Here is a 25887-nt window from a genome sequence, read left to right as displayed (position 1 = left end):
TAGACGTTATCCCAAATAATTCTTATGTTTAAATCTAGACGTATTAAGCGCGTTTATTGTGTTCAAAGACACGCTTGGTTACAACCTTAACCACATTTTCTGTTTTGAGAGGCCCACCGTGAGTCTATTTGATAAAACGCATCTTGTCGCCCAAGCGGACGCGCTGCCGGGACGCAACACGCCGATGCCGGTGGCTACGCTCCACGCCGTCAATGGTCACTCGATGACCAACGTTCCCGCAGGAATGGAAGTCGCCCTGTTCGCCATGGGCTGCTTCTGGGGCGTTGAACGCCTGTTCTGGCAGTTGCCCGGCGTTTATAGCACCGCCGCTGGCTACACCGGCGGCTATACGCCCAACCCGACCTACCGCGAAGTCTGCAGCGGCGAGACTGGCCATGCTGAAGCCGTGCGCGTGGTCTACGATCCGCAGGTTATCAGCTATGAGCAGCTGCTCCAGGTATTCTGGGAAAATCACGACCCGGCGCAGGGCATGCAGCAGGGTAACGACCGCGGAACGCAGTATCGCTCCGCGATTTATCCGCTAACGCCTGAGCAGAGCGAGGCGGCGAAGGCCAGCCTGACGCGTTTCCAGGCGGCAATGAATGAAGCCAACGACCCGCGCACTATCACCACCGAGATCGCGACGGCGAAGCCGTTCTACTATGCGGAAGACGATCATCAGCAGTATCTGCATAAAAATCCGTACGGATACTGCGGCATTGGCGGAATTGGGGTTTGTTTGCCGCCGCAGGCCTGATGCGGCTGCACCGTAGGGCAGGCCGCCGGATTGAATAATTTACGCTCTGGCGGCTTTACAGTACCTTACGCTATACTACGCCGTGCTATCGCCGGTCCAGAGCCTTCGGACCGGCTTTTTGTGAATTCCACTTAGCGTTATCCACTTCCCTTCCGAGGATCTGATCTCAACGGTCAGATAAGATATGTTAAACAGTATTTTAGTAATACTTTGTCTGATAGCCGTCAGTGCGTTCTTTTCGATATCGGAAATCTCGCTGGCCGCATCACGTAAAATCAAACTCAAGCTGCTGGCCGATGACGGCAACATCAACGCTCAACGCGTGCTGAAGATGCAGGAAAACCCCGGGATGTTCTTTACCGTGGTGCAAATCGGCCTCAACGCGGTAGCGATTCTCGGCGGTATCGTCGGCGATGCGGCATTTTCGCCGGCGTTTAACAGCCTCTTTAGCCGCTATATGTCCCCGGAGCTCTCCGAGCAGCTGAGCTTTATTATCTCCTTTACCCTGGTCACCAGCCTGTTCATTCTGTTTGCTGACCTGACTCCGAAACGCATCGGTATGATCGCGCCTGAAGCCGTCGCTTTACGCATCATCAACCCGATGCGCTTCTGCCTGTTTCTCTTCCGCCCGCTGGTGTGGTTGTTTAACGGCATGGCCAACAATATCTTCCGCCTGTTCAAAATTCCGATGGTGCGTAAAGACGACATTACCTCCGATGATATTTACGCCGTGGTGGAAGCCGGCGCGCTGGCAGGGGTGCTGCGTAAGCAGGAGCATGAGCTGATTGAGAACGTGTTCGAACTGGAATCACGCACCGTGCCTTCATCGATGACCTCGCGTGAAAACGTCATCTGGTTCGATCTTCACGAAGATGAACAGAGCCTGAAGAATAAGGTCGCGGAGCATCCGCACTCCAAGTTCCTGGTCTGTAATGAAGATATCGACCACATCATCGGCTACGTTGATTCCAAAGACCTGCTGAACCGCGTGCTGGCAAACCAGAGTCTGGTGCTGACCGGCGGCGTGCAGATTCGCAATACGCTGATTGTCCCGGATACCCTGACGCTGTCTGAAGCGCTGGAAAGCTTTAAAACCGCCGGTGAAGACTTCGCCGTGATCATGAACGAATATGCGCTGGTGGTCGGGATTATCACCCTGAACGACGTGATGACCACCCTGATGGGCGACCTCGTCGGCCAGGGGCTGGAAGAGCAGATCGTCGCGCGCGATGAAAACTCCTGGCTCATTGACGGCGGAACGCCGATCGACGACGTGATGCGGGTGCTGGATATCGATGATTTCCCGCAGTCCGGCAATTACGAGACCATCGGCGGCTTTATGATGTTTATGCTGCGTAAAATTCCCAAGCGCACCGACGCGGTGAAATTCTCCGGCTATAAGTTCGAAGTGGTGGATATCGACAACTACCGCATCGATCAGCTGCTGGTGACCCGTATCGACAATAAGCCGACGGTGCTGGTGCCCAAGCTGCCGGATGCGGCCAACAGCGATAAAGAGTCAGCGTAAAACCGTTGACGAACCGACAAGGCGGATGAAAATCCGCCTTTTTTATTGTCCGAATGTGAGGCTGCTCACGCCCCTCGGGCAATAGCAGATTTTTACTGCTCCACAGCGAAACGTTCATGACTCCCCTCTGCGCAAAAAGGTAACTTTGCTCGCGTCTACACGATCATATTCCTGAATAAAGGAAGCGAGGGTTACCATGATAGAATCAAATAAAAACTACTATATAAGCTGTCTGTTCTTCCTGTTCTTCTTTATTGGCTGGGGATGCTGCTATCCTTATTTATCATTGTGGTTAACGGAAACCATCGGCATTAATTACACTGACGTCGGTCTGGTTTATTCCTTTACCGCGATTATTGCCGTTTGCGTTCAACCACTATTCGGTTTTATATCCGACAGGCTGGTCTATCGTAAAAACCTGATGTGGCTGCTGGCCATCATTATTACCCTCTTTGCCCCCTACTGGATCTACGTCTTTGCGCCATTATTAAAAGTTAACGTTTTTCTCGGGGCGCTGGCGGGCGGCATCTATATTGGCATGGCCTACGGCGCAGGCTGCGGTATTTGCGAAGCTTACATTGATAAAGTCAGCCGCGCTTCCGGTTTTGAGTTTGGTCGCGCCAGAATGTTTGGCGGCATTGGCGCGGCTATCGGCACCTTCGCGGCAGGCAAGCTCTACGGGATCGACCAGAACATGATTTTCTGGCTGGCCAGCGGTGCCGGCGTATGCCTGCTGGTCATTGTCTGGAAAATGCAGATTAGCGCGAATAAACAAGGCGCGATACACAGTAGTAAAGCCTCGCCGGTCACCCTGAGCGACGCCACCTCGCTGCTGAAAATGAAGAAATTCTGGTTCTTCGCGATCTACACGATCGGCGTCGGCGCGGTATATGAAACCTACGACCAGCAGTTCGCCATCTATTACAGCCACTTCTTTGAGAGCAAAGCGCGCGGCGCGGAAGTCTTCGGCTATTTAACCACAGGTCAGATTTTCCTTGATGCGGTGGTGATGTTTTTCGCCCCATGGTTCGTGAATAAAATCGGCCCGAAAAATGCTCTGCTGTACTGCGGAATGATTATGAGTCTGCGCATTATCGGCTCGGCCTGGGCTATGGGTCCGGTGTCCATTAGCCTGATTAAACTGCTGCACGGTTTTGAAAGCTCGGTATTACTCGTCGCCGCGCTGAAATATATTACGGCCAACTTCAACCCGCTGCTTTCGGCCACGGTTTATTTAATCGGCTTCCAGTTTTCGAAAAGCTTTAGCTCTATTTTCCTTTCTACCGGCATCGGTCATATGTACCAGAGCATGGGCTTTACCAGCAGCTATATCGTGCTCGGCGGTATCGCCCTGTGCTTTACCCTGATTTCATTTATTACGCTGGACAAAGCGCGCACTTTTGCCCCGCAGCCGGCGCCCGCGCATTAATTTAAGGAGGTAACCTGTATGTCTGATTTATTTTATGGCGTGGCCTATTACGATGAATATATGCCGGAAGATCGGCTGGCGAAAGATATCGCCTTAATGCAGGAAACGGGCATTAACGTGGTGCGGATTGCCGAATCGACCTGGAGTACGCTGGAGCCCCGGGAGGGCGAATATAACTTCTACCATATCGACCGGGTGCTGAATGCCATGCATAAAGCGGGGATCGCGGTGATTATCGGCACGCCAACCTACGCCGTCCCGGCCTGGCTGGCGGCGAAGCACCCGGATATTCTGGTCACTACCGTCAACGGGCAGCAAAAATATGGCCCGCGCCAGATTATGGATATCGTCAACCCGACCTTTCGCCGCTATGCCGAAAAGATTATCCGTACGCTAATGGCGCACGTGCAGCACCATCCGGCGATTATTGGCTGGCAGCTGGATAACGAAACCAAGCATTACGATAATATCGGCCGCCATATGCAGGAGGGTTTTGTACGCAGCCTGCAGGAAAAATACCCCGACCTTGACCAGTTGAATAACGATTTTGGTCTGGACTACTGGAGCAACCGCATCGATAGCTGGCAGGATTTTCCGCCGGTCGAAAACACTATCAACGCCAGCCTCGCCTGCGCGTTCTCCCGCTACCAGCGCCAGCAGGTGACGGAGTATCTCGCCTGGCAGGCGGAGATCGTGCGCGAATATGCCCAGCCGCATCAGTTCGTCACCCACAACTTCGATTTTGAATGGCGCGGCTACTCCTACGGCGTGCAGCCGCGAGTTGACCATTTTGCGGCGGCGCAGACGCTGGATATTGCCGGTGTCGATATCTATCACCCGAGCCAGAAACACCTGACCGGGCGAGAAATCGCGTTTGGCGGCGCCATTACGCGTTCGCTAAAGCAGGGTAAGAATTACTTCGTGCTGGAAACCCAGGCGCAGGGCTTTGCCCAGTGGACACCTTATCCGGGCCAGCTGCGCCTGCAGGCTTTTAGCCACGTGGCATCGGGGGCGGCAATGGTCTCTTACTGGCACTGGCATTCGATTCATAACGCGTTCGAGACCTACTGGAAGGGGCTGTTAAGCCACGACTTCTCGCGCAACGCGACCTGGCAGGAGGCCACCACTATCGGGGCTGACTTTGCCCGCCTGTCGCCGCAGCTGGCGGAGCTGAAGGCAGAAAACGACGTCGCGCTGCTGATAAGCAATGAGGCGATGGACGCCCTTAACCAGTTCCGTCCCGGCGACGCGCAGGGCAATATTTACAACGATATTTTCCGCCGCTTCCACGATGCGCTGTATGACCACAATATCAGCCTCGATATTATCCACGACGTTAACGAGGAAACCGCGCGCTACCGCGCGCTGATCGTACCCGGACTCTACGCCGCCGATGATGGCCTGCTGACGCGCATCAACCGCTATATCGAGCAGGGCGGCAGAGCGCTGATCGGCTTTAAATCAGGCTTTAGCGATGAAAACGTGAAGGTGCGCAGCGGCGCGCAGCCGGGAATTTTGCGCGAGAGCTGCGGCGTGAGCTACAGTCAATTCACCCTGCCGGAAGAAACCACGGTAAGCGCCTGCAGCGCGGACATTGATTGCCGTCAAGACAATCAGGCCGAGCTGTGGATGGAGCTGCTGACGCCGGACGCCGGTACCCGTACGCTACTGCGCTATCAGCATCCGGCATGGGGCGACTATGCCGCCGCCACCGAGGCGGATTACGCTCAGGGTCGGGCGATTTACGTTGGCTTCCTGCCGCAGAAAACGCTGATTAGCCAGCTGTTCGATCGGCTGACCGCAGGACTGGATCTGCGTTCACGTACATCGGCCTACCGCTATCCGCTGGTGGTCAAAAAGATGCGCAACCGCGACGGCAACAGCATCCACTTCCTGTTCAACTACTCCGGCGAACCGCAGGCGTTTATCAGCGAGACATCGGGCAACGCGCTGTTGAGCGGGGAAAAAGTTAGCTGCGGCCAGCCGTTGCGCCTCAAAGCATGGGAATTTACTATCATCGAAAGTTAAGCGGGCGGCGGCGCTCGGGCGGGAGAAACGATGGAACTGGATATCAATGAGCTACTGAACTTCTCGCCATTGATGAAGACCTTTACCTTCAACGCCTGGGTCGTCGCCGGCTTTACCCCCATCACCCGCGGCTCAAAGCTGGACTACTACATAAACCGCCCGCAGGGGATGAAAGGTTACATCATCAATCTGACGCTTCGCGGCCAGGCGCGCGCGAAAGCGGGAGACGGCTCCCTTCTGTGTCGTGAAAACGATCTGCTGCTCTTCCCGCCCGGCGTTCCGCACCATTACGGACGGGACGAACACAGCGAATACTGGGATCATTTATGGATCTACTTCATCCCCCGGCCCTACTGGATAGACTGGCTAAAATGGGATCAAACGACCCACGGCATTGGTAAAACCACGGTCAACGATCCTGAGCAGCTGCAGAGTCTGCGCGATCTGTTCTATGAAGTTATCCGCCACCACTCCGCTTCCGCCCCGCTGTCGGAGGCGCTGGCGATGAATGCGCTGGAGCGCCTGATCCTGAACTGCTTTCAGCGACAGCCGATCAGCAACCGCCACGCCCACGACCCGCGGATTAACGCGGTGTGCGACTATCTTAACGAACATATTGCCCAGGAGATGAAGATCGAGACCCTGGCGGCGATGGTTTTTCTCTCCCCTTCGCGGCTGGCGCATTTGTTCAAAAATGAGCTGGGGCAAACGGTTTACGCCTGGCGCGAGGCGCAGCGCATCAACCGCGCGAGGTGGCTGATCCAGAGCACCTCCCTGCCGCTTAACAAAATCGCCCTGTCGGTAGGTTACGGAGACCCGGTCTATTTCACGCGCATTTTCCGTAAACATAACGGCATTCCCCCGGGAGAGTACCGTAAACGCTATGCGGAAATGAAGGGATAGGTCCAGAAACATCAACGGCTCCCTTAGGGAGCCGCCTTTTTACCGTGTAGTCATACCTCTTTTCAGGTTATGCCATCTCTGTTTGCAGACGGCTCACCTGGCGGTTGACTTCAGACATCACTGACAAATGCAGCTTGTCCTTAACCTTCGGGATAAGGATTTTGCCCTTATCAAACTCAAAAGCGCCAACGTCCTTGATATACAAACGTCCACGGAACAGGATCTTCACGTACTTCGCTACTTGTAGCGGGTTGTAGCGTTGGAAAATTTTCATTGTTGTCTCCTGCCAGGGTTACGCTCCTGTGGTGCCACAGTTAGCCCACGTACCGGAATCGCAAATTTTAATGCCCTGAAACTATAGTCCAGAATCTGAGTGATACCCAGTTTGTATAAGTTTATTTACCTTATGATGACAATAATTCAGAGTTTTCGTTTCAGGCATCCGATGAAGGTAGTATAAGTCGCCGATTTTAGACGGAATTGTGCGTCAACACGCAAACTGGCACCATCATTGCGGGTAATGCCCATAAATCGCACTTATGATTAAAGCAGACCAAGTGGTCGGATCACCTGCACAGATAATAAAAGGAAACACCATGACCCTACGTAGATTACTGGCCGTTTCATGTCTCCTGTTCCCGCTGATGGCGTCGGCGCATAACTTTGTCGATGGTCAGCGCGTTGCGCCGGTCGGCGTCGCGGATCGGGGGGAGCTGGTACTGAGCAACGATAAGTTTAGCTATAAAAGCTGGAATAGCGCGCAGCTGGTGGGGAAAGTGCGCGTCGTGCAGCATATTGCCGGGCGCTCGTCGGCAAAAGAAAAAAACGCGACCCTGATTGAAGCGATTAAAAGCGCGAAGCTCCCGCACGATCGCTATCAAACCACCACAATCGTCAATACCGATGACGCTATCCCGGGTTCAGGCATGTTTGTCCGCAGCAGTATTGAGAGCAATAAGCAGCTCTACCCCTGGTCGCAGTTTATCGTCGACAGCAACGGTGTGGTCCGCAAAGCGTGGCAGCTTAATGAAGAGAGTTCGGCCATCGTGGTGCTGGATAAAGATGGCCGCGTACAGTGGGCTAAAGACGGCGCGCTTAGCCAGGAAGAGGTGCAGCAGGTGGTTGCCCTGCTGCACAAGCTGCTCAATAAATAGAGACCCGGAAGCCGGGGTTGAGGAACGATTCACGCGGCGTGTAATCAAGGGTACGCCCCTGCCAGTCGTGAACGTGCGCCCCGGCGGCGCTGGCGACCGCATGACCGGCCGCGGTGTCCCAGGTGGAGGTCGGCCCGAAGCGCGGATAAAGCTGGGCCTGCCCTTCGGCGACCAGACAGAACTTCAGCGATGAACCGATTGAGGTGGTCTGGTGTTCGCCAAGCTGCTCCAGATACTCCTGCAGCTCCGGGTCATTGCCGTGGGAGCGGCTAATCACCACCAGCGGCGGACGCGCATCGCGGACCTGAATCTGCTTGCGAACGCCGCACTCCTCTTTCCACGCTTTGCCCTTTTCCGCGCTGTACATCACCTTCATCACCGGCGCGTAGACCACGCCAAGGATCGGCTTCCCGTTTTCAATCAAGGCGATATTGACGGTAAACTCGCCGTTGCGCTTGATAAACTCTTTGGTGCCGTCCAGCGGGTCCACCAGCCAGTAGCGCTGCCAGTGCTGGCGCACCTCCCAGGCCGGCGGGTCCTCTTCCGACAGAACCGGAATATCGGGCGTCAGCGCCAGCAGGCCGCTGATAATCACCTTGTGCGCCGCAATATCCGCGGCCGTGACCGGAGAATCGTCCTTCTTGCTGGCAACGTCCATCGGCTGTTTTCCATCGTAAACTTCCATGATGGCATCGCCCGCGTTCCGTGCTAGCTGACATACTTGTTCTAACATTCTCCACCTCGTCTGGTTACAGTGGCGTTAACTCGTTGTTTTATTTATATCGCATCATTGTGAGTTCCGCTATCTGTGATAACGATGGCGGTTTCCTTCACCGCTTTTCTGGCATGATTCACATTTCTGTAAGCAACAGAATGTAAATACATTTTCTTCTGTGCTATTGCTCATAAAAAAGGACGCCACTGATGATTAAGTTTAGCGCAACGCTGCTGGCCACGCTGATCGCCGCCAGCGTAAATGCGGCGACGGTCGATTTGCGGATCATGGAAACCACCGATCTGCACAGTAATATGATGGACTTTGACTATTACAAAGACAGCGCCACGGAAAAATTTGGCCTGGTGCGTACCGCAACCCTGATTGAGAAAGCGCGCCAGGAAGCCAAAAACAGCGTGCTGGTCGATAACGGCGACGTTATTCAGGGCAGCCCGCTGGGCGACTATATGGCGGCGAAGGGACTGAAAGAAGGCGATGTTCACCCGGTCTACAAGGCGATGAATACCCTGGATTATGTCGTAGGTAACCTCGGCAACCACGAGTTTAACTACGGGCTCGACTTCCTGCACAAAGCGCTGGCCGGGGCAAAATTCCCCTACGTGAACGCCAATATTATTGACGCCAAAACCGGCCAACCGATGTTTACGCCTTATCTGATTCAGGATACCCAGGTACAGGATAGCGACGGCAAAACGCAGACCCTGCGCATTGGCTATATCGGCTTCGTACCGCCGCAGATTATGACCTGGGATAAAGCCAATCTCAGCGGCAAAGTCACCGTCAACGACATTACCGCCACCGCGCGCAAGTTTGTCCCGGAAATGCGTGAGAAAGGCGCGGACGTGGTGGTGGTCATTGCCCACTCCGGCCTTTCCGCCGACCCGTATCAGGCGATGGCGGAGAACTCCGTTTACTATTTAAGCCAGGTGCCTGGGGTCGATGCCATTATGTTCGGCCACGCTCACGCCGTCTTCCCGAGCAAAGATTTTGCCGGTATCAAAGGCGCAGATATCGCGAAAGGTACGCTGAACGGCGTACCGGCAGTGATGCCGGGCATGTGGGGCGATCACCTTGGGGTGGTCGATCTGGTTCTGAACAACGACAGCGGTAAATGGCAGGTCAGCGCAGCGAAAGCCGAAGCGCGGCCGATCTACGACTCGGTGGCGAAGAAATCGCTGGCGGCAGAAGACAGCAACATGGTGGCGGTACTAAAAGCCGACCATGACGCCACCCGCGAGTTTGTCGGCAAACCGATTGGTCAATCCTCGGATAATATGTACAGCTATCTGGCGCTGGTGCAGGACGATCCGACCGTGCAGGTGGTCAATATGGCCCAGAAGGCCTACGTTGAGCACTATATTCAGGGCGACCCGGATCTGGCGAAACTACCGGTACTCTCCGCCGCCGCGCCGTTTAAAGTCGGCGGACGCAAAAATGACCCCGCCAGCTTTGTTGAAGTGGAAAAAGGGCAGCTCACCTTCCGCAACGCCGCCGACCTCTACCTGTATCCCAACACCCTGGTGGTGATGAAAGTCAGCGGTAAAGAGGTTAAAGAGTGGCTGGAGTGCTCCGCCGGGCAGTTCAATCAGATTGACCCCGGCAGCAGAAAGCCGCAGTCGCTGATTAACTGGGACGGCTTTCGCACCTACAACTTCGATGTCATCGATGGCGTGAACTACCAGATCGATATCACCCAGCCGGCGCGCTATGACGGCGAATGTCAGCCCGTTAATCCGCAGGCCGAGCGAATTAAAAACCTGACCTTTAACGGCAAGCCAATCGATCCGAACGCCACTTTCCTCGTCGCCACCAATAACTACCGCGCTTACGGCGGTAAATTCCAGGGCACCGGCGAGGATCATATCGCGTTCGCCTCGCCGGATGAAAACCGCTCGGTGCTGGCGGCGTGGATTGGCGCGGAGTCGAAGAAAAACGGCGAGATCCATCCGGCCGCGGATAACAACTGGCGCCTGGCGCCGATCCACAGCAGCGTACCGCTGGATATTCGCTTTGAAACCTCACCGGGCGATAAGGCCGCGGCGTTTATCAAAGAGAAAGCGCAATACCCGATGCGCCAGGTGGCTACCGACGATATCGGCTTTGCCATTTATCAGCTGGATTTGAGTAAATAATTGCCGGTTCCCCGGTTGTGCTGCGCTTACCGGGGCTATCCTGACATCACCCTCAGGCTACCTGTTCGTGGTTCGCCAGAACCGCGGGCAGGTTCAGCTCAATCCAGTCCGCCAGCGCCGCCACCTTCTCGCTCACCTGCTCACCGAGCGGAGTCAGACTATATTCAACGTGCGGCGGTACCACCGGGTACGACACGCGGTTAAGAAAGCCATCCTGCTCCAGCGCCTGGAGCGACTGGGCCAGCATCTTTTCGCTGACGCCGCCGATCTTACGCCGCAGATCGCTAAACCGATGGGTGCCATCGCGCAGGGACACCAAAATCAGTACGCCCCAGCGGCTGGTCACGTGCTTGAGCACTTCCCGCGAGGGGCACTGTTCGGCAAACAGGTTGCCGTTGCGTAGCTGCTCGCTCAGCGTCAGATTCGCCATATTCACACTTACCTTTTTGTACGTACTTACTAAAAGTTAGTTAAGGTGTTAGCTTACCACAACTGCCAATGAACACGAAGGAGAAGACCTATGATCGCAATTACCGGCGCAACCGGCCAGCTTGGCCAGCACGTCCTGGAAAATCTGTTAACTACCGTCCCCGCAGGCCAGGTTGTGGCTATCGTGCGCAACCCGGCGAAGGCCGAATCGCTGAGCCAAAAGGGCGTAGTGGTTCGTCAGGCCGACTACAGCGATGAAGCCGCGCTGACCGCCGCCCTGCAGGGCGTGGACAAACTGCTGCTGATCTCGTCCAGCGAAGTCGGCCAGCGCGCCGTCCAGCACCGCAACGTGATTAACGCGGCGAAAGCCGCCGGCGTGAAATTCATCGCCTACACCAGCCTGCTGCACGCCGATACCTCCCCGCTGGGGCTGGCGGATGAGCATATCGCCACCGAGAAAATGCTCGCCGACTCCGGCATTGCGTATGCCCTGCTGCGCAACGGCTGGTACACCGAAAACTACCTTGCCAGCGCGCCGCCGTCGATTGAGCATGGCGTATTTATCGGCGCGGCCGGTAACGGCAAAATCGCCTCCGCCACCCGCGCGGACTACGCCGCCGCCGCCGCTCGCGTTATCGCCGAAGAGGGCCATGCCGGAAAAGTGTACGAGCTGGCGGGCGATGAAGCGTGGACCCTCAGCGAACTTGCCGCTGAGCTGAGCAAACAAAGCGGTAAAAACGTGGTGTATCAAAACCTCAGCGAAGCCGACTTCGCCGCCGCGCTGAAGGGCGTAGGCCTGCCCGCTGGCCTGGCTGACATGCTGGCGGATTCTGATACCGGCGCGTCCAAAGGCGGTCTGTTCGACGATAGCCGCACCCTGAGTAAGCTCATCGGTCGCCCAACCACGACGCTGGCAGAGAGCGTCAAAGGCATTCTGTAACTGTTACATAGTGGTTAATTTTTGTAGCATCCCGGCGGGCCATCCTCAATAATGCACGGATGTCCGTCGGGAGTTATCGCATGCAAGGCGTACCAGAACAGTTCAGTGATGAAAGAGACAGCGCGCGCTTTCGCCATCTGGCGCAGCTGCCCGGCGTTGAGCTGTACCATGCCCATATCTCCCGCTACGCCTTTGAACCGCACACCCATGAAGCTTTTGGTATCGGCGCGATAGAACTCGGCGCCGAACGTTTTCGCTATCGCGGCAGCCAGCACGTGGCTTCGGTCAACTCTATCGTCACCATGAATCCCGATGAACTGCACACCGGCGAGGCGGAGACCGCCGACGGCTGGCGCTATCGGATGATTTATCTTGACCCGGATACGCTGGAAGAGGTGACCGGCGTGCGCCACTGGTGGTTCAGCGAGGTGGTGCGTCAGGATCCGCTGCGCTCCCGGCAAATCGGCAATCTCATCTACGGCCTGTGGCATACTGACGATCCGCTGGCGCAGCAGGGTCTGCTGCTGGATTTGATCGATACCTTCCGCCCGTTTGCCCATCACGCCGCTGCGCTGCCCGAAGCCCGCCACCGCTTCGAGCAGGTGCGCGACTATCTGCACGATAACTATATGCGTACGGTGACCCTCGATGAGCTGGCGCAGGTAGCGGCGCTGAGCCCGTACCATTTCCAGCGCCAGTTCAAAGCGCACTTCCACGTTACGCCGCACCAGATGCTGATGGCGATTCGCCTGTGGCGCGCTAAAGCGTTTCTCACCCGCGGCATGCCCGCCGCCGACGTCGCTCTCGCCGCCGGGCTGACCGACCAGTCGCACCTGACCCGCGCGTTCACCCGCCGCTACGGCATTACGCCGGTGCGTTATCAAAAGCAGGTTCTCCCGCGCTAATGCGCAACCTCATACAATATTCCCGCTTAAACCTCTCCTACACTGTCGCCAACGAAAAGAGTAATGGAAGGCGTGATGATTAGTGGTGTGCTGTATGCCCTGCTGGCAGGGCTGATGTGGGGATTGATATTCGTGGGTCCTTTACTGGTGCCGGAATACCCGGCGGTTTTACAGTCGATGGGGCGCTATCTGGCGCTGGGGCTGATCGCCCTGCCGCTGGCCTGGCTGGGCCGCGCGCGGCTGCGCCAGCTCACCGGGAAAGACTGGTGGACGGCGCTGGGGCTGACCATGATGGGCAACTTAATCTATTACGTCTGCCTGGCCAGCGCGATTCAGCGTACCGGCGCGCCGGTATCGACGATGATCATCGGCACCCTGCCGGTCGTGCTGCCGGTTTTCGCCAACCTGCTCTATAGCCAGCGCGACGGCAAGCTGCCGTGGCGACGCCTGTTCCCGGCGCTGGTCTGTATTGCCCTCGGCCTGGCGTGCGTCAATATCGCCGAGCTGCATCAGGGCTTACCCGATTTCAGCCCGTGGCGCTACGGCTCCGGTATCGCGCTGGCGCTGATCTCGGTGGTGTGCTGGGCCTGGTACGCGCTGCGCAACGCACGCTGGCTGCGGGAAAATCCGGATAAACCGCCGATGATGTGGGCCACCGCGCAGGCGCTGGTGACCCTGCCGGTATCCCTGGCCGGATACCTTATCGCCTGCGGATGGCTGCACGGCCAGCACGCGGACTTTCCGCTCCCCTTCGGCCCGCGCCCGGCGGTGTTTGTCACCCTGATGCTGGCGATCGCTATCTTCTGTTCATGGGTCGGCGCGTGGTGCTGGAACGTTGCCAGCCAGCGTCTGCCAACGGTGATCCTCGGGCCGCTGATCGTCTTCGAAACCCTTGCCGGACTGCTGTATACCTTTATTCTGCGCCAGAGCCTGCCCCCGCTTCTCACCTTCAGCGGTATCCTGCTGCTGGTGCTCGGCGTGGTGTCCGCCGTGCGTGCCCGCCCGGAAAAGCCCGCGCTGCAGGAGCTGGTCAGCGAGAAAAAATAGCCTGGTATCCTAAAGGGGTATTCCCAGGAACATAAGATGCATTTAAAATACAACTTATATTCTTGATGACGAGGTAACTGCTATGGCTTTCCGTGACCAACCTTTAGGCGAGCTGGCGCTGACGATTCCGCGCGCCTCCGCGCTGTTCCGTCAATACGATATGGACTACTGCTGCGGCGGCAAACAGACGCTGGAGCGCGCGGCGTCGCGCAAAGAGCTGGACGTCGCGGTGATTGAAGCCGAGCTGGCCAAACTGGCGGAAGAGCCGGTAGAGCGCGACTGGCGGGCTGCGCCCTATGCGGAAATCATCGATCACATTATCGTTCGCTATCACGACCGGCATCGCGAGCAGCTGCCGGAGCTGATTTTACAGGCCACTAAAGTCGAGCGCGTTCACGCCGACAAACCCAACGTTCCGAAAGGCTTAACCAAGTATCTGACCATGCTGCACCAGGAGCTTTCCAGCCATATGATGAAAGAGGAGCAGATTCTGTTCCCGATGATCAAACAGGGCATGGGAACGCAGGCCGGCGGTCCTATCAGCGTCATGGAAAGCGAGCATGATGAAGCGGGCGAGCTGCTGGAGGTGATTAAGCACATCACGCAGAACGTGACGCCGCCGGCGGAAGCCTGCACTACCTGGAAAGCGATGTACAACGGCATCAACGAGCTGATTGATGACCTGATGGAGCACATCAGCCTTGAAAATAACGTACTGTTCCCGCGTGCCCTCGCCGGAAAGTAAATAAAAAGGCGCCCGCAGGCGCCCTCGACATTGTCAGTCTTATTGGCCACCCCGGGTGGCCTTTTTTATGACGGACCGTTGCAAGCAACGTTAAAAACCGCTGCCGAAGATTTTTTATTTCGCCAGGCGCTTCTTGCCGGCAAACAGCCAGCCCGCGCCGAGCAGCACAAACCACAGCGGGGTCACCATCAGCGCTTCGCGGGTATCGGCTTCCAGCGTCAGCAGGACCAGCACAAAGACGAAGAATGCCATGCACACCCAGCACATCAGTTTGCCCAGCGGCATCTTATATTTGGACTGCTCATGCAGCTGCGGACGCTTTCTGCGATAGGCCAGATACGAGCACAGGATAATCGTCCAGACGAACATAAACAGGATCGCCGACACCGTGGTAATCATGGTAAACGCCGCGATCACGCTTGGATTGACCATCAGCATGACCACGCCGCCCAGCAGACACATACAGGAGAAGGTCAGGCCTTTCGCCGGTACCGCGCGCTTCGACAGCTTGGCGAACATTTTCGGCGCCTGTCCGTCCTGCGCCAGACCGAACAGCATACGGCTGGTGGAAAACACGCCGCTGTTAGCGGAAGAGGCCGCCGAGGTCAGCACCACGAAGTTGATCAGGCTTGCCGCCGCCGGCAGCCCGACCAGCACAAACAGCTCAACGAACGGGCTCTTTGACGGCACGACGGAGCTCCACGGCGTCACTGACATAATCACGATCAGCGCAAAGACGTAGAACATAATGATGCGGATTGGAATTGAGTTAATCGCCCGCGGCAGGGATTTCTCAGGATCTTTGGTTTCCGCCGCCGTGGTTCCCACCAGTTCGATGCCCACAAAGGCGAAGACCGCTATCTGGAAGCCGGCAAAGAATCCGCTGATGCCTTTCGGGAACCAGCCGCCGTCATTCCACAGATGGGCGAAAGAGGCTTCTACGCCGGTCGGTGACTGGAAGTGCATCATCACCATCACCAGGCCGACGACAATCAGCGCCACGATAGCGACGATTTTGATCATCGCAAACCAGAACTCCATCTCGCCGAACATCTTCACGGTGGCGAGGTTAAGGCCCAGCAGCAGCAGGATGACCGCCAGCGAGGCGACCCAGTCGGAGAGTCCCGGGAACCAGAACTGCGCGTAGGCGGTGATCGCCACCACGTCCGCCATCCCGGTTACCACCCAGCAGAACCAGTAGGTCCAGCCGGTAAAATAGCCTGCCCAGGGGCCCAGCAGGTCGGCGGCAAAATCGCTGAACGACTTGTATTCGAGATTCGACAGCAGCAGTTCGCCCATGGCGCGCATGACGAAAAACAGCATAAAGCCGATGATCATATAAACAAAAATAATTGACGGCCCGGCAAGGCTGATGGTTTTGCCTGAGCCCATAAACAGCCCGGTGCCAATCGCACCACCGATAGCAATAAGCTGAATATGCCGGTTAGTGAGATTTCGCCGCAGCGATTGTTCAGTCGGAGCCTGTTCGTCGGCAGCGACTTTGACCTGATCTACCATGTGATTTTTTCCTGTTGTACCTGTCTGTGTTGTTCGGGCTCTACTGGCCCTTCATTCGTATTAACCCCGGAACGAGGGTTTATCGATATTAGGTAAGAATCGGAGGGATGAATACTATGATTTAGATATAATGTTAATTTTATGTTTAAAGTGAGTGTTATATCACTCCGGTTACGCGAAACAGCTCACAAAAATACACCCATTAAGCAGATATGCAATATAAAGCTCCACCAAACGCTCAACTTAAGGGTTTTACACTATTTAAAGCGGCTCCCTCCCCCGTACGGGAGAGGAAGCACCTGCTGTTTAGATAATATCCAGCAGTTCAACTTCAAAAATCAGGGTGCTGAACGGAGGAATGGATGCGCCCGCGCCGCGCTCGCCGTAGGCCAGGCTGTGCGGAATCGTCAGTTCCCATTTGGAACCCACCGGCATCAGAGTCAGCGCTTCAATCCAGCCGCCGATCACCCCGGTCACCGGGAATTCAGCCGGTTCGCCGCGCGCAACGGAGCTATCGAAGACGGTGCCGTCGATCAGCTTGCCGGTGTAGTGAACGCGAACGCGGTCAGTACGCGCCGGGATCGGGCCTTCGCCCTGGGTCAGAACGCGGAACTGCAGGCCAGACTCGGTGCTGTTCACGCCTTCGCGCTCGCGGTTTTCTTCCAGGTATTTCTCGCCATCCGCGGCCATTTCCTGGAAACGCTCGCGACGCACGGCGTCAGCGCGTTCGTGGATTTCGCGCAGCGCGCGGTGAACGGCTTCCACCGGCACCTGCGGCTGTTGACCTTCCAGCGCGTCAGCAATACCCGCGACCAGCGCTTCCGGCAGCAGCCCCTGCAGGCCAGATTCGCTCAGCTGTTGTCCAACCTGCAAGCCGATACCGTAACTTGCCTGTGCTTCGATCGTGTCAAAAGTTGGGGTTGCCATCTTTGTTCCTTTTTTGGTGGGGATTCTCATGCTCCCGGGCCTTCAAATTGCGAAAGGCGGCGAGCGGAGAAAAGAGGTGGGAAGCATATCAGCCATAGCACGACGGGTAAAACTTTGTCGCCTGGATGATGACAAATCTAAGGGAAACAGAAACAATAGAGAGATAAGGTTAACCTCACGAAACATAGCTTTGTCTCGTCCTTCAGGAAGTTAGCCATCTATACCCGTCATACTTTAAGTTGCAGGAGCGTTGGCTTCGCCAGCGCGCCCCAGTCACATAGTTATCTATGCTCCTGGGAACTTACTGGCTTGCCGCGTTACTCGGCCTGCGGCCTCGCCCCTACGGGGCCAGCGCAAGCGCTGTTCAAGGCAAACCTTGTCCTGCGACTTAAATTATTTAGGGTATATACTTTATTTACAGGATAAAAATATGCGGAGCAGGAGGAAAGCCATGCCCGGGCGCTTTGAACTGACATCTACCCTGGCGAAGATCTGGCACGCCCCGGATCATTTTCGCCTCATGGATCCGCTACCGCCGATGCACCGCCGCGGCATCATTGCCGGGGCGCTGCTGGTAATTATCGGCGTTCTGCTCCCTTCCGAGGATAACAGCAGCCCGGTTCAGGCCAGCCGCGAGGCGAATCTCAACCTGCAATCCCAGTCGCAGCCCTCTTCCGGCAATCAGGCGGTCCCGCTGCCGCCCATCACCAACACGCCGCCGGTCAACGATGCCGATCAGGTGGCGCCGGTCGCACCGGAGCCGATTCAGGATGAGCAGCCGGATCAGCCGCAGCAGACCGCATCTCAGCCTTATCAGGAGCCGCAGTCGACTCCCGGCATCGAGCAGCAGTGGCGGACCTACCGTATTGAATCGGGGAAAACTCTCGCGCAGCTGTTCCGCGACCACAACCTGCCGCCGACCGACGTTTACGCCATGGCCCAGGTGGAAGGCGCCGGTAAACCGCTAAGCTCACTGCAGACCGGGCAGACGGTCCAGATCCGTCAGAACGCCAGCGGCGTGGTCACCGGGCTGACTATCGATACCGGCGGCGGCCAGCAGGTGCTATTTACCCGCCAGTCGAACGGCAGCTTTATTCGCGTCCGTTAAGGCCTCACGGCCGGGTAGCTTACCCGGCCTGCTGTGGCGATTTCCCGGATGTTGTCCCCGGCTTATTCTCCCACCAGATCCCGGCGCACACCAGCGCCAGCGCAACCGCATATTTCAGTTCAAGAATATTCTCGCCGAGGAAGATGGCCGACAGCACGGTGCCGGCAACCGGGACCACAAAGTTAAACGGCGCAATCATGCTCACCCGGTTATGCTTGAGCAGCACGCTCCATAGAGCAAAGGCGATGGAAGAGAGCAGCGTCAAATAAGCCAGAACCAGCGCAGCAGCGGCGCTGTGAACCTCAAGGGTGCCGCCGGTCAGATAGCCGCCGCCGACCAGTACCAGGCCGCCAAACGCCAGCTGCCAGCCGGTCATCACCGTCGGGTCAACCGTCTGCGAAATGCGCTTCCCGTACAGCGTCGCCGCCGACAGGATAAACGCCGCCAGCACCACAAAGCCGTCACCCTGCCAGACAAAGCTAAAATCGCTCAATGAACGATTAACGTTGACCAGCATCACGCCGGCAAAGCCGACAATACAGCCGATGGCTTTGTTGTAGCTCAGCCTGTCATTCTGATAGATAAAGTGCGCCAGCAGAACGCTGAAGAAGGTACCGGTGGCGTTCATAATCGATCCCTTCACGCCGGTGGTAAACGCCAGGCCAACGTAGAAGAAAACGTACTGGATAGACGTTTGCGTGACGCCCAGTATCGCCAGTTGCCCGCACTGACGGGGATTCAAGCGGGCAATCGGCTTACGCTGCGCCAGCGCGAAGAGCAGCAGCAGCGCGCCGGCAAACAGAAAGCGATAGCCAGCAAAGACGATTTTAGACGGCACATCATCAGTGGCAATCTGAAACAGTTCATAGCCGCTTTTAATCGCCGGATAGGAGCTTCCCCACAGCAGACAGCAGAGGGTTGCGCAGGCATAAGCCACTTTCTTGCGGGAAAAAATCGAGGGTGCGTCCATTCACTTCACCAGAAATAAAATAGTGTTTTATTTTATTATCCAGAAAGTTGCTAAGAATAGCCACCATACCAGGAAAAGATTCGACAAAGACAGAAAAGCAAAACGCCGGCACAAGGCCGGCGTCTCGACGTGAGTTGAGTAAAAAATTACTCAGCTACAACGTTAACAACCAGTTTAGCGAAAACTTCGCTGTGAACCTGGAAGTCCACTTCGTGCTCACCGGTGGTGCGCAGAACGCCGTTCGGCAGACGAACTTCGCTCTTAGCAACGGCAACGCCAGCTGCAGTTACAGCGTCAGCGATGTCGCGAGTACCGATGGAACCGAACAGTTTACCTTCGTCGCCAGATTTAGACGCGATGGTAACGGTGCCCAGTGCGTTGATTGCTTCAGCACGTGCGTTAGCAGCGCCCAGAACTTCGGCCAGTTTGGCTTCCAGTTCAGCACGGCGTGCTTCGAAGAATTCAACGTTTTTCTTGGTAGCAGGAACAGCTTTACCCTGTGGTACCAGGAAGTTACGAGCATAGCCCGCTTTAACGTTAACCTGATCACCCAGGCTACCCAGGTTTGCTACTTTATCAAGCAGAATAACTTGCATTACCTTATCCTCTCAAAGTCGTATTAATGGACCGTGACCGATTACTGATGACGATCAGTGTACGGCAGCAGGGACAGGTAGCGAGCGCGTTTGATAGCGCGTGCCAGCTGACGCTGATATTTTGCACGGGTACCGGTGATACGGCTCGGGACAATCTTACCGCTTTCGGTGATGTAGTTTTTCAGCGTAGCGATATCTTTATAGTCGATCTCTTGAACGCCTTCCGCGGTGAAACGGCAGAACTTGCGACGACGGAAATAACGTGCCATATGGCTAGTCTCCAGAATCTATCAATTCAATCTGCTCGGCATGCAGAACCATTTTGCTCAAGCCGTTCTTTGCCTTGTGGCAAGAGATGAACCCTCGAACGATTACTGCGCTACCGACCGTTATACTGTGAGTAATGGCCTGGTTCTGGTGTCCGCTAATTATCACGGGCATCTGGCACCATGCCTGCCGGTGAAAACCGGCTTCCTCCTGCACTGAACGATGCTCAAGCACGAACTGGCAGTGTGGAATTCCTGACGGGCTGACCTTACGAAGTGGAGTCCTGCATACAATGCCGGACAGCTCCAGACGGTTGGTCATCAGGATTACTCTTCAGAATCCCCAGCTTCAGAATCATCTGCGGTTTCGTTGGCGAAATCTTCGCGACGCTCACGGCGCTCGTCTTTCGCTTTAACCATCGGAGATGCTTCGGTAACAGCGTGCTTAGTACGCATTACCATGCTGCGGATAACGGCGTCGTTGAAGCGGAAGTTAGTTTCCAGCTCATCGATCGCTTCCTGCGGCGCTTCAACGTTCAGCAGAACGTAGTGAGCTTTGTGCAGTTTGTTGATCGGATAAGCCAGCTGACGGCGGCCCCAGTCTTCCAGACGGTGGATCGTACCTTCTGCTGCAGTGATTGCACCAGTGTAACGTTCGATCATGCCCGGAACCTGTTCGCTCTGGTCAGGATGGACCATAAAAACGATTTCGTAATGACGCATCGAATTGCTCCTTACGGATTATTCAGCCTCCTGTCTGGGTCAGCCGCGGCCCATGGAGGCAAGGAACGTGTTAAAGGGCGGCTGAAAAATTGACGCGTCATAATACGGGCGAGCGGGGTTTAAGACAAGTGAATTGTGCAAATAATTCGCACTAAGCGCGAAGTGACCTTAAGCCAGTGATTTAAAATTAATCAACGACGGAAGCGACAATTTTTTGAACAACTGCATCAGAAATGGTCGCGATACGCCAGACAGGCAGAGATTACACTTAGATCAGAAGCAATCCATACCCCAGGGAAGCGGGTGAACGTCAGGAGCGTCATAAGGAGGTAGGTGATGAAATACATCCTCATAACCATGATGGCAGCGCTTTTGTTGAGCGCCAACGCGCTGGCTGCTATTAAAATCGATGCCCGCCAGGCCCGCAACATGGACGATGTGCAGAGCCTCGGCGTTATCTATATCAACCACAACATCGCCACCGAGCAGGAAGCCGACCAGGCGCTTAGCCAGCAGAGCGATGCTCAGGGAGCGAAGTACTTCCAGCCGATCCTCATTCATGAACCGGGAAGCGACGGCGCCATTCACGCCAGTGCCGCCATTTACCGCTAGTTTTCCCGGATCGTTGGCTTCTTCCCGTTGCAGGGAGAAGCCAACGATGGCATTGCCCGGCGGTCATACCCGCACAATCGCGCCTTAATGCAATTGAGAATTATTTTTTCTCGTGACTTATCAGCGCCAGCGTAACCTGATTTAATCACTCTTTAACCGCATGATTATCCGGAGTGCTTCATGGTTCCGCGTTTTGCCACGCTAAGCCGTATCCCAAAAGGGGTTTGGGTTCTTGGCGGCGTTAGCCTGCTGATGGATGTTTCCTCGGAAATGATCCACAGCCTGCTCCCTCTATTTATGGCCACCACGCTGGGAGCCAGCGTCATTATTATCGGCATTATCGAAGGCGTCGCGGAAGCCACCGCGCTGATACTGAAGGTGTTTTCCGGCGTCATCAGCGATTATGTCGGCAAGCGTAAAGGGCTGGCGCTGCTCGGCTATGGCCTGGGTGCGCTGAGCAAGCCTCTTTTCGCCATCGCGCCCACCTCAGGCGTGGTGTTTAGCGCCCGGATGATCGACCGCGTGGGCAAAGGGATACGCGGCGCGCCGCGGGATGCGCTGGTCGCCGACGTCACCCCGCCGGAAATTCGCGGAGCCGCCTACGGGCTGCGCCAGTCGCTGGATACCATCGGCGCTTTTCTGGGGCCGCTGCTTGCCGTCGCGCTGATGTTTCTCTGGGATAACGATTTCCAGTCTATTTTTTGGGTCGCGGCGATCCCCGCCGTTCTCTCTATCGCTTTACTGGGCTTTGGATTAAAAGAGCCCAGGACGGCGGTCGTCCAGAAACGCACTAACCCCCTGCGCCGCGAGAATCTCAAGAAGCTTTCCGCCGCCTACTGGTGGGTGGTGGCTATCGGCTCGATTTTTACCCTTGCCCGCTTCAGCGAAGCCTTTCTGGTCCTGCGCGCCCAGCAGATGGCGATCCCGCTGTTCGCTATTCCGCTGGTGATGGTCGCCATGAATCTGGTTTACAGCCTGACCGCCTATCCATTCGGGAAACTATCGGACAGCATGAGCCACAGCAGAATGCTGCAGTGGGGCCTGCTGGTGCTGATCGCCGCCGATATCGTGCTGGCGCTCAGCAGCCACTGGAGCACGCTTTTAGCCGGCGTCGCGCTGTGGGGTATTCATATGGGCATGACGCAGGGTCTGCTGGCGGCGATGGTGGCGCACACCGCCCCGCCTGAACTGCGCGGAACAGCGTTCGGGATGTTCAACCTGATGAGCGGCATCGCCCTGCTGCTGGCCAGCGCCGGTGCGGGCGTGCTGTGGGAAGTTCTGGGCGCCGCCTCGACGTTTTACGCCGGCGCGATAATCTGCGTTGTGACGCTGGTTGGCATGCGCTGCATGCCGTCGGCTTATCAGCAAAACTAAAAATGGCTCCGGAGCAGACCGGTTGATTCATCATAAAGATGAAATGCTCCGGAGCACCTGTTTCACTTTTGCCCGTAATAGGCATCTGGCCCGTGCTTGCGCATAAAATGCTTGTCCATCAGCCAGCTATCGATGGGCTTCAGCTGCGGATTGATCGCGCGAGCAATCCACGCCATCCGCGCCACCTCTTCCATCACCACCGCGTTATGCACCGCATCGTGCGCATCCTTGCCCCAGGCAAAAGGCCCGTGCTGATAGACCACGATGCCCGGCGTATGCAGCGGCTCAACGTCACCCAGCGTTTCGATAATCACGTGGCCCGTGTTCAGCTCATAAGCCTCCGCCACTTCCTGCGCGCTTAACGCCCGGGTGCAGGGAATGTCGCCAAAGAAGTAGTCCGCGTGGGTCGTCCCCAGAGCGGGAATAGCCAGACCCGCCTGCGCCCAGGCCGTCGCGTGCGTCGAGTGGGTATGCACCACGCCGCCAAGGCTCGGATAGCGGCGATACAGCGCCAGATGCGTGGCGGTATCGGAAGAAGGACGATAGCGTCCTTCCACCACGTTCCCTTCGAGATCCACGACCACCATATCGTCCGCTTTCATGGTCTCGTAGGCGACGCCGCTGGGCTTAATCGCCACCAGCCCCCGTTCGCGGTCGATAGCGCTGACGTTACCCCAGGTAAAAGTGACCAGGCCGTAGCGCGGTAAATCCATATTGGCGTCGAAAACCTGCCGTTTCAGCGTTTGCATTATGCCACCTCCAGCAGACCGGCGCTGGCCATCCGCGCCTTCACCCAATCGCGCGCTTTCGCGACCTCGGCGGCGGGATCGTCGGTCGTTTCGCTCCACATTTCAATTAGATACGGGCCGCAGTAGCCCGTCTGCTTGAGCGTTTCGAAACAACGTTCAAAATCGACGACGCCTTCGCCGAACGGCACGTTTTTAAATACGCCGGGTTTCGTGTCTTTTATATGCACCGCCACGATATGCCCCATCCCGGCCTGAAGCTCCATCTGTACGTCGTTATCCCAGGCGGAAAGGTTGCCGATGTCCGGATAGAGCTGGAACCACGGATTATTCAGGTAGTGGGCGTAGCCCAGCGCCTTGCTGATCGAGTTCATCAGCGGGTAGTCCATAATTTCCATCGCCAGCGTTACCTGCGCGCGGCTGGCCATTTCAACGCTCTCTTTTAGCCCATCGCGGAAACGACGACGCGTCTCGTTATTGGCTTCCTGGTAGTAGACGTCGTAGCCCGCCAGCTGGATTACGCGAATCCCCACATCCTGCGCCAGCCGAATCGCTTTGCGCATAATCTCCAGGCCCTGCGCCCGTACCGCGTCGTCTTCGCTACCGAGCGGGAAGCGCCGATGGGCGCTCAGGCACATTGAGGGCACGCGCACCCCGGTTTCCGCAATCGCGTTAACCAGCGCGAAGCGCTGCTCCCGGCTCCAGTCGAGCCGGGCCAGGCGGTCGTCAGTTTCATCGACCGACATTTCGACGAAATCAAAACCGAGCGCCTTAGCCAGCCGCAGACGTTCCAGCCAGCACTCCCCGGCGGGGAGCGCTTTTTCATAGATGCCGAGCGGAATAGGTTTCGACAGCATAGCCGCTCCTTAGCCCCACAGCTGGGCGATCGAACGTTTAAACTGCCGCGCGGCTTCCACCGGGGAAGCGGCGTCGCGAATGCTGCGACCGGCGATAAAGACGTGGATCGGAATCCCCTGGAACAGCGGCAAATCCTCCAGCGCCAGGCCGCCGGTGACGGTGACTTTAAAGCCCATCCCGGACAGGCGTTTGATCGCGCTGATATCCGCATCGCCCCACGCTACGCCGGCGGCCTGGGCATCGCGGCTGCGGTGATAAACCACCTGCTGAACGCCCGCTTCACGCCACTCCTGCGCCTGCTCCCAGGTCCAGTAGCCGGTCAGTTCGATCTGGACGTCGCCGTTGAACTCTTTCGCCACGTCCAGCGCGCCTTTGGTGGTGTTGATGTCCGCGCAGCAGATCACGGTGACCCAGTCGGCGTTGGCTTCAAAGCACATGCGGGAGAGAATTTTACCGGCATCGGCGATTTTGGCGTCCGCCAGCACGATTTTGTTGGGATAGAGCGCCTTCAGGTCGCGAACGGCGCGTACGCCCTCAGCCACGCAGAGAATGGTACCGACTTCAATAATGTCCACTTCATCGGCAATCAGGCGCGTCGTTTCATACGCGGAAGACATAGATTGGTTATCGAGCGCAACCTGCAACATAGGTAATGACATTTTGGTGTTCCTTTTAAACGGCCGCTGCCGTAGCGTTATCAATTAATTCCAGAACTTCCTGCGCGGAGCGGCAGGCGCGTAAACGGTCAAAATTGGCTTCATCTTCAAACAGGTTGACGATCTGCATGATGCCGACTTCCTGATGGGTATTGGCATCCACGGCCGCCATGGTGATCAGGATGTCGACCGGGTCGTTATCCTCATGATTGAAAACCAGCGGCGTTTTCAGCGTAACCAGCGCAAAGCCCGTTTTCTTCACCCCCTCTTCCGGCCGACCGTGCGGCATCGCCAGACCGGGAGCAATCACAAAATAAGGGCCGTGCTGAGCAACGCCATCCAGAATGGCCTGGTAGTAGCGCGGCTCCACGACATCCGCCTTCACCAGTAAATCAACGCTCAGCTTGACGGCTTCCTGCCAGGTGCTGGCGTCGGCCTGTAAAAGGATGGAGTTGTTCTCCACCAGCGAATCACGTAATTTCATTTGGCGTCCTTACTTCACATCCTGCGGGAAGTGCGCTTTGATCACCTCCAGCAGTTTCGGGCCAAAATCCGCAGGCGAGAGCATGTTGCGCACGCCAACCACGTATTTATTGCCGGAGACGCTAATCTCACCGGCGATATGGGTGGAGGCGATGATGATGTCCGCGCCGTTGAGTTCACTTTTGTATTCCCCCACCGCGCAGCTGTTTACCGTGTGATCGATATTTGACTGGGTCAAAAACTGGTCCACCTTCATCTTCATGATCATGGAACTGCCTTGCCCGTTGCCACATACAGCCAGAATACGTACGGTCATA

The 25887-nt window shown here is 56.5% G+C and carries 29 protein-coding genes; 14 read left to right on the top strand and 15 right to left on the bottom strand.

Translation table 11 applies throughout. The features are described 5' to 3' along the window. The first annotated feature begins 118 nt into the window (after nucleotides 1-118). From msrA to araC, 5 genes are all read left to right on the top strand, one after another. Complete coding sequence (gene msrA / locus MKleb_RS02670; RefSeq protein ID WP_025107620.1) at nucleotides 119-757, top strand: peptide-methionine (S)-S-oxide reductase MsrA; 639 nt, start codon at nucleotides 119-121, stop codon at nucleotides 755-757. A 184-nt stretch (nucleotides 758-941) separates the two neighbouring features. Next, a complete protein-coding gene (locus MKleb_RS02665; protein ID WP_025107621.1) occupies nucleotides 942-2285 on the top strand; it encodes a polyamine export protein PaeA in 1344 nt (447 codons plus the stop codon). A 196-nt stretch (nucleotides 2286-2481) separates the two neighbouring features. Continuing rightward, nucleotides 2482-3714 carry an oligosaccharide MFS transporter gene (locus MKleb_RS02660; protein WP_025107622.1) on the top strand — a complete coding sequence of 411 codons (1233 nt, stop codon included), beginning with the start codon at nucleotides 2482-2484 and terminating at the stop codon, nucleotides 3712-3714. Between the two features lie 18 nt (nucleotides 3715-3732). Continuing rightward, nucleotides 3733-5742 carry a beta-galactosidase gene (locus MKleb_RS02655; protein WP_025107623.1) on the top strand — a complete coding sequence of 670 codons (2010 nt, stop codon included), beginning with the start codon at nucleotides 3733-3735 and terminating at the stop codon, nucleotides 5740-5742. Between the two features lie 30 nt (nucleotides 5743-5772). Beyond that, the gene (gene araC, locus MKleb_RS02650; RefSeq protein WP_004098024.1) at nucleotides 5773-6645 is read left to right on the top strand and encodes an arabinose operon transcriptional regulator AraC; all 873 of its coding nucleotides are present in this window, start codon (nucleotides 5773-5775) and stop codon (nucleotides 6643-6645) included. A gap of 67 nt (nucleotides 6646-6712) precedes the next feature. Here araC and MKleb_RS02645 read toward each other — a convergent pair whose 3' ends face one another. Further along, nucleotides 6713-6919, bottom strand: coding sequence for a DUF1107 domain-containing protein (locus tag MKleb_RS02645; protein WP_004098023.1), 207 nt, complete (start codon nucleotides 6917-6919; stop codon nucleotides 6713-6715). A gap of 322 nt (nucleotides 6920-7241) precedes the next feature. Between MKleb_RS02645 and MKleb_RS02640 the strand changes: the two genes are divergently transcribed. After that, complete coding sequence (locus MKleb_RS02640) at nucleotides 7242-7799, top strand: YtfJ family protein (RefSeq protein ID WP_025107624.1); 558 nt, start codon at nucleotides 7242-7244, stop codon at nucleotides 7797-7799. On the opposite strand, the gene cysQ is transcribed toward MKleb_RS02640, so the two are convergent. Further along, nucleotides 7789-8532 (bottom strand): 3'(2'),5'-bisphosphate nucleotidase CysQ, encoded by a 744-nt coding sequence (cysQ, locus tag MKleb_RS02635; protein WP_004098019.1) that lies wholly within the window; start codon nucleotides 8530-8532, stop codon nucleotides 7789-7791. The two genes, MKleb_RS02640 and cysQ, sit on opposite strands and share 11 nt — an antisense overlap. 191 nt (nucleotides 8533-8723) lie before the next feature. Here cysQ and MKleb_RS02630 point away from each other — a divergent pair, with 191 nt between their 5' ends. Beyond that, nucleotides 8724-10667, top strand: coding sequence for a bifunctional 2',3'-cyclic-nucleotide 2'-phosphodiesterase/3'-nucleotidase (locus MKleb_RS02630; RefSeq protein ID WP_025107625.1), 1944 nt, complete (start codon nucleotides 8724-8726; stop codon nucleotides 10665-10667). A 52-nt stretch (nucleotides 10668-10719) separates the two neighbouring features. Here MKleb_RS02630 and MKleb_RS02625 read toward each other — a convergent pair whose 3' ends face one another. Then, nucleotides 10720-11097: a winged helix-turn-helix transcriptional regulator gene (locus MKleb_RS02625; RefSeq protein ID WP_004098015.1), complete on the bottom strand. Its 378-nt coding sequence runs from the start codon at nucleotides 11095-11097 to the stop codon at nucleotides 10720-10722. Between the two features lie 90 nt (nucleotides 11098-11187). Here MKleb_RS02625 and MKleb_RS02620 point away from each other — a divergent pair, with 90 nt between their 5' ends. The 4 genes from MKleb_RS02620 to ytfE all read left to right on the top strand — a co-directional run bounded on the left by MKleb_RS02620 (nucleotide 11188) and on the right by ytfE (nucleotide 14733). Then, nucleotides 11188-12036, top strand: coding sequence for an SDR family oxidoreductase (locus tag MKleb_RS02620; protein ID WP_014227633.1), 849 nt, complete (start codon nucleotides 11188-11190; stop codon nucleotides 12034-12036). 80 nt (nucleotides 12037-12116) lie between these two features. Beyond that, nucleotides 12117-12941: an AraC family transcriptional regulator gene (locus MKleb_RS02615; RefSeq protein ID WP_025107626.1), complete on the top strand. Its 825-nt coding sequence runs from the start codon at nucleotides 12117-12119 to the stop codon at nucleotides 12939-12941. A gap of 75 nt (nucleotides 12942-13016) precedes the next feature. After that, nucleotides 13017-13988 (top strand): DMT family transporter, encoded by a 972-nt coding sequence (locus tag MKleb_RS02610; RefSeq protein ID WP_004098010.1) that lies wholly within the window; start codon nucleotides 13017-13019, stop codon nucleotides 13986-13988. Nucleotides 13989-14070: 82 nt separating this feature from the next. Next, nucleotides 14071-14733, top strand: a complete 663-nt coding sequence (gene ytfE, locus MKleb_RS02605; protein WP_014227630.1) for an iron-sulfur cluster repair protein YtfE — start codon at nucleotides 14071-14073, stop codon at nucleotides 14731-14733. A gap of 114 nt (nucleotides 14734-14847) precedes the next feature. On the opposite strand, the gene cycA is transcribed toward ytfE, so the two are convergent. After that, complete coding sequence (gene cycA / locus MKleb_RS02600) at nucleotides 14848-16251, bottom strand: D-serine/D-alanine/glycine transporter (RefSeq protein ID WP_004128150.1); 1404 nt, start codon at nucleotides 16249-16251, stop codon at nucleotides 14848-14850. 306 nt (nucleotides 16252-16557) lie between these two features. Next, a complete protein-coding gene (gene fklB, locus MKleb_RS02595) occupies nucleotides 16558-17178 on the bottom strand; it encodes an FKBP-type peptidyl-prolyl cis-trans isomerase (RefSeq protein ID WP_004871077.1) in 621 nt (206 codons plus the stop codon). A 451-nt stretch (nucleotides 17179-17629) separates the two neighbouring features. Here fklB and MKleb_RS02590 point away from each other — a divergent pair, with 451 nt between their 5' ends. Then, on the top strand, nucleotides 17630-18286 hold the full coding sequence (locus MKleb_RS02590) for a LysM-like peptidoglycan-binding domain-containing protein (RefSeq protein WP_025107627.1): 657 nt from the start codon (nucleotides 17630-17632) through the stop codon (nucleotides 18284-18286). 19 nt (nucleotides 18287-18305) lie between these two features. Here the strand turns inward: MKleb_RS02590 and MKleb_RS02585 are convergent, their stop codons facing one another. The 5 genes from MKleb_RS02585 to rpsF all read right to left on the bottom strand — a co-directional run bounded on the left by MKleb_RS02585 (nucleotide 18306) and on the right by rpsF (nucleotide 20841). Then, nucleotides 18306-19256: a DMT family transporter gene (locus MKleb_RS02585; protein WP_025107628.1), complete on the bottom strand. Its 951-nt coding sequence runs from the start codon at nucleotides 19254-19256 to the stop codon at nucleotides 18306-18308. Between the two features lie 146 nt (nucleotides 19257-19402). After that, nucleotides 19403-19852: a 50S ribosomal protein L9 gene (gene rplI, locus MKleb_RS02580; protein WP_004098003.1), complete on the bottom strand. Its 450-nt coding sequence runs from the start codon at nucleotides 19850-19852 to the stop codon at nucleotides 19403-19405. Nucleotides 19853-19893: 41 nt separating this feature from the next. Then, on the bottom strand, nucleotides 19894-20121 hold the full coding sequence (gene rpsR / locus MKleb_RS02575) for a 30S ribosomal protein S18 (protein ID WP_000135199.1): 228 nt from the start codon (nucleotides 20119-20121) through the stop codon (nucleotides 19894-19896). A 4-nt stretch (nucleotides 20122-20125) separates the two neighbouring features. Then, nucleotides 20126-20440: a primosomal replication protein N gene (gene priB / locus MKleb_RS02570; RefSeq protein WP_004098002.1), complete on the bottom strand. Its 315-nt coding sequence runs from the start codon at nucleotides 20438-20440 to the stop codon at nucleotides 20126-20128. Between the two features lie 5 nt (nucleotides 20441-20445). Further along, complete coding sequence (gene rpsF / locus MKleb_RS02565) at nucleotides 20446-20841, bottom strand: 30S ribosomal protein S6 (protein WP_004098001.1); 396 nt, start codon at nucleotides 20839-20841, stop codon at nucleotides 20446-20448. A 336-nt stretch (nucleotides 20842-21177) separates the two neighbouring features. Between rpsF and MKleb_RS02560 the strand changes: the two genes are divergently transcribed. Both MKleb_RS02560 and MKleb_RS02555 read left to right on the top strand, forming a co-directional pair. After that, on the top strand, nucleotides 21178-21453 hold the full coding sequence (locus MKleb_RS02560) for a YdgH/BhsA/McbA family protein (RefSeq protein WP_004098000.1): 276 nt from the start codon (nucleotides 21178-21180) through the stop codon (nucleotides 21451-21453). A 180-nt stretch (nucleotides 21454-21633) separates the two neighbouring features. Continuing rightward, entirely contained in the window at nucleotides 21634-22827 is a 1194-nt protein-coding gene (locus MKleb_RS02555) for an MFS transporter (protein WP_025107629.1), read from the top strand. Between the two features lie 62 nt (nucleotides 22828-22889). Here MKleb_RS02555 and MKleb_RS02550 read toward each other — a convergent pair whose 3' ends face one another. From MKleb_RS02550 to ulaB, 5 genes are read right to left on the bottom strand one after another with little or no spacing between them, the layout of a single operon-like run. Further along, nucleotides 22890-23576, bottom strand: a complete 687-nt coding sequence (locus MKleb_RS02550; protein ID WP_004097998.1) for an L-ribulose-5-phosphate 4-epimerase — start codon at nucleotides 23574-23576, stop codon at nucleotides 22890-22892. Continuing rightward, nucleotides 23576-24430, bottom strand: coding sequence for an L-ribulose-5-phosphate 3-epimerase (locus tag MKleb_RS02545; protein WP_014227628.1), 855 nt, complete (start codon nucleotides 24428-24430; stop codon nucleotides 23576-23578). Before MKleb_RS02545 ends, MKleb_RS02550 begins: the two co-directional genes overlap by 1 nt. A gap of 9 nt (nucleotides 24431-24439) precedes the next feature. Further along, complete coding sequence (locus MKleb_RS02540; RefSeq protein ID WP_025107630.1) at nucleotides 24440-25090, bottom strand: 3-keto-L-gulonate-6-phosphate decarboxylase UlaD; 651 nt, start codon at nucleotides 25088-25090, stop codon at nucleotides 24440-24442. A 13-nt stretch (nucleotides 25091-25103) separates the two neighbouring features. Then, nucleotides 25104-25571 (bottom strand): PTS ascorbate transporter subunit IIA, encoded by a 468-nt coding sequence (gene ulaC / locus MKleb_RS02535; protein WP_004097995.1) that lies wholly within the window; start codon nucleotides 25569-25571, stop codon nucleotides 25104-25106. Between the two features lie 9 nt (nucleotides 25572-25580). Then, nucleotides 25581-25886, bottom strand: coding sequence for a PTS ascorbate transporter subunit IIB (ulaB, locus tag MKleb_RS02530; RefSeq protein ID WP_004109091.1), 306 nt, complete (start codon nucleotides 25884-25886; stop codon nucleotides 25581-25583). Nucleotide 25887: the final 1 nt, after the last annotated feature.

Origin of the sequence: Klebsiella sp. PL-2018 (assembly GCF_019048985.1) — a bacterium.
GTDB classification, from domain to species: domain Bacteria; phylum Pseudomonadota; class Gammaproteobacteria; order Enterobacterales; family Enterobacteriaceae; genus Klebsiella; species Klebsiella michiganensis.
This window is presented reverse-complemented; position numbering and strand designations above follow the sequence as displayed.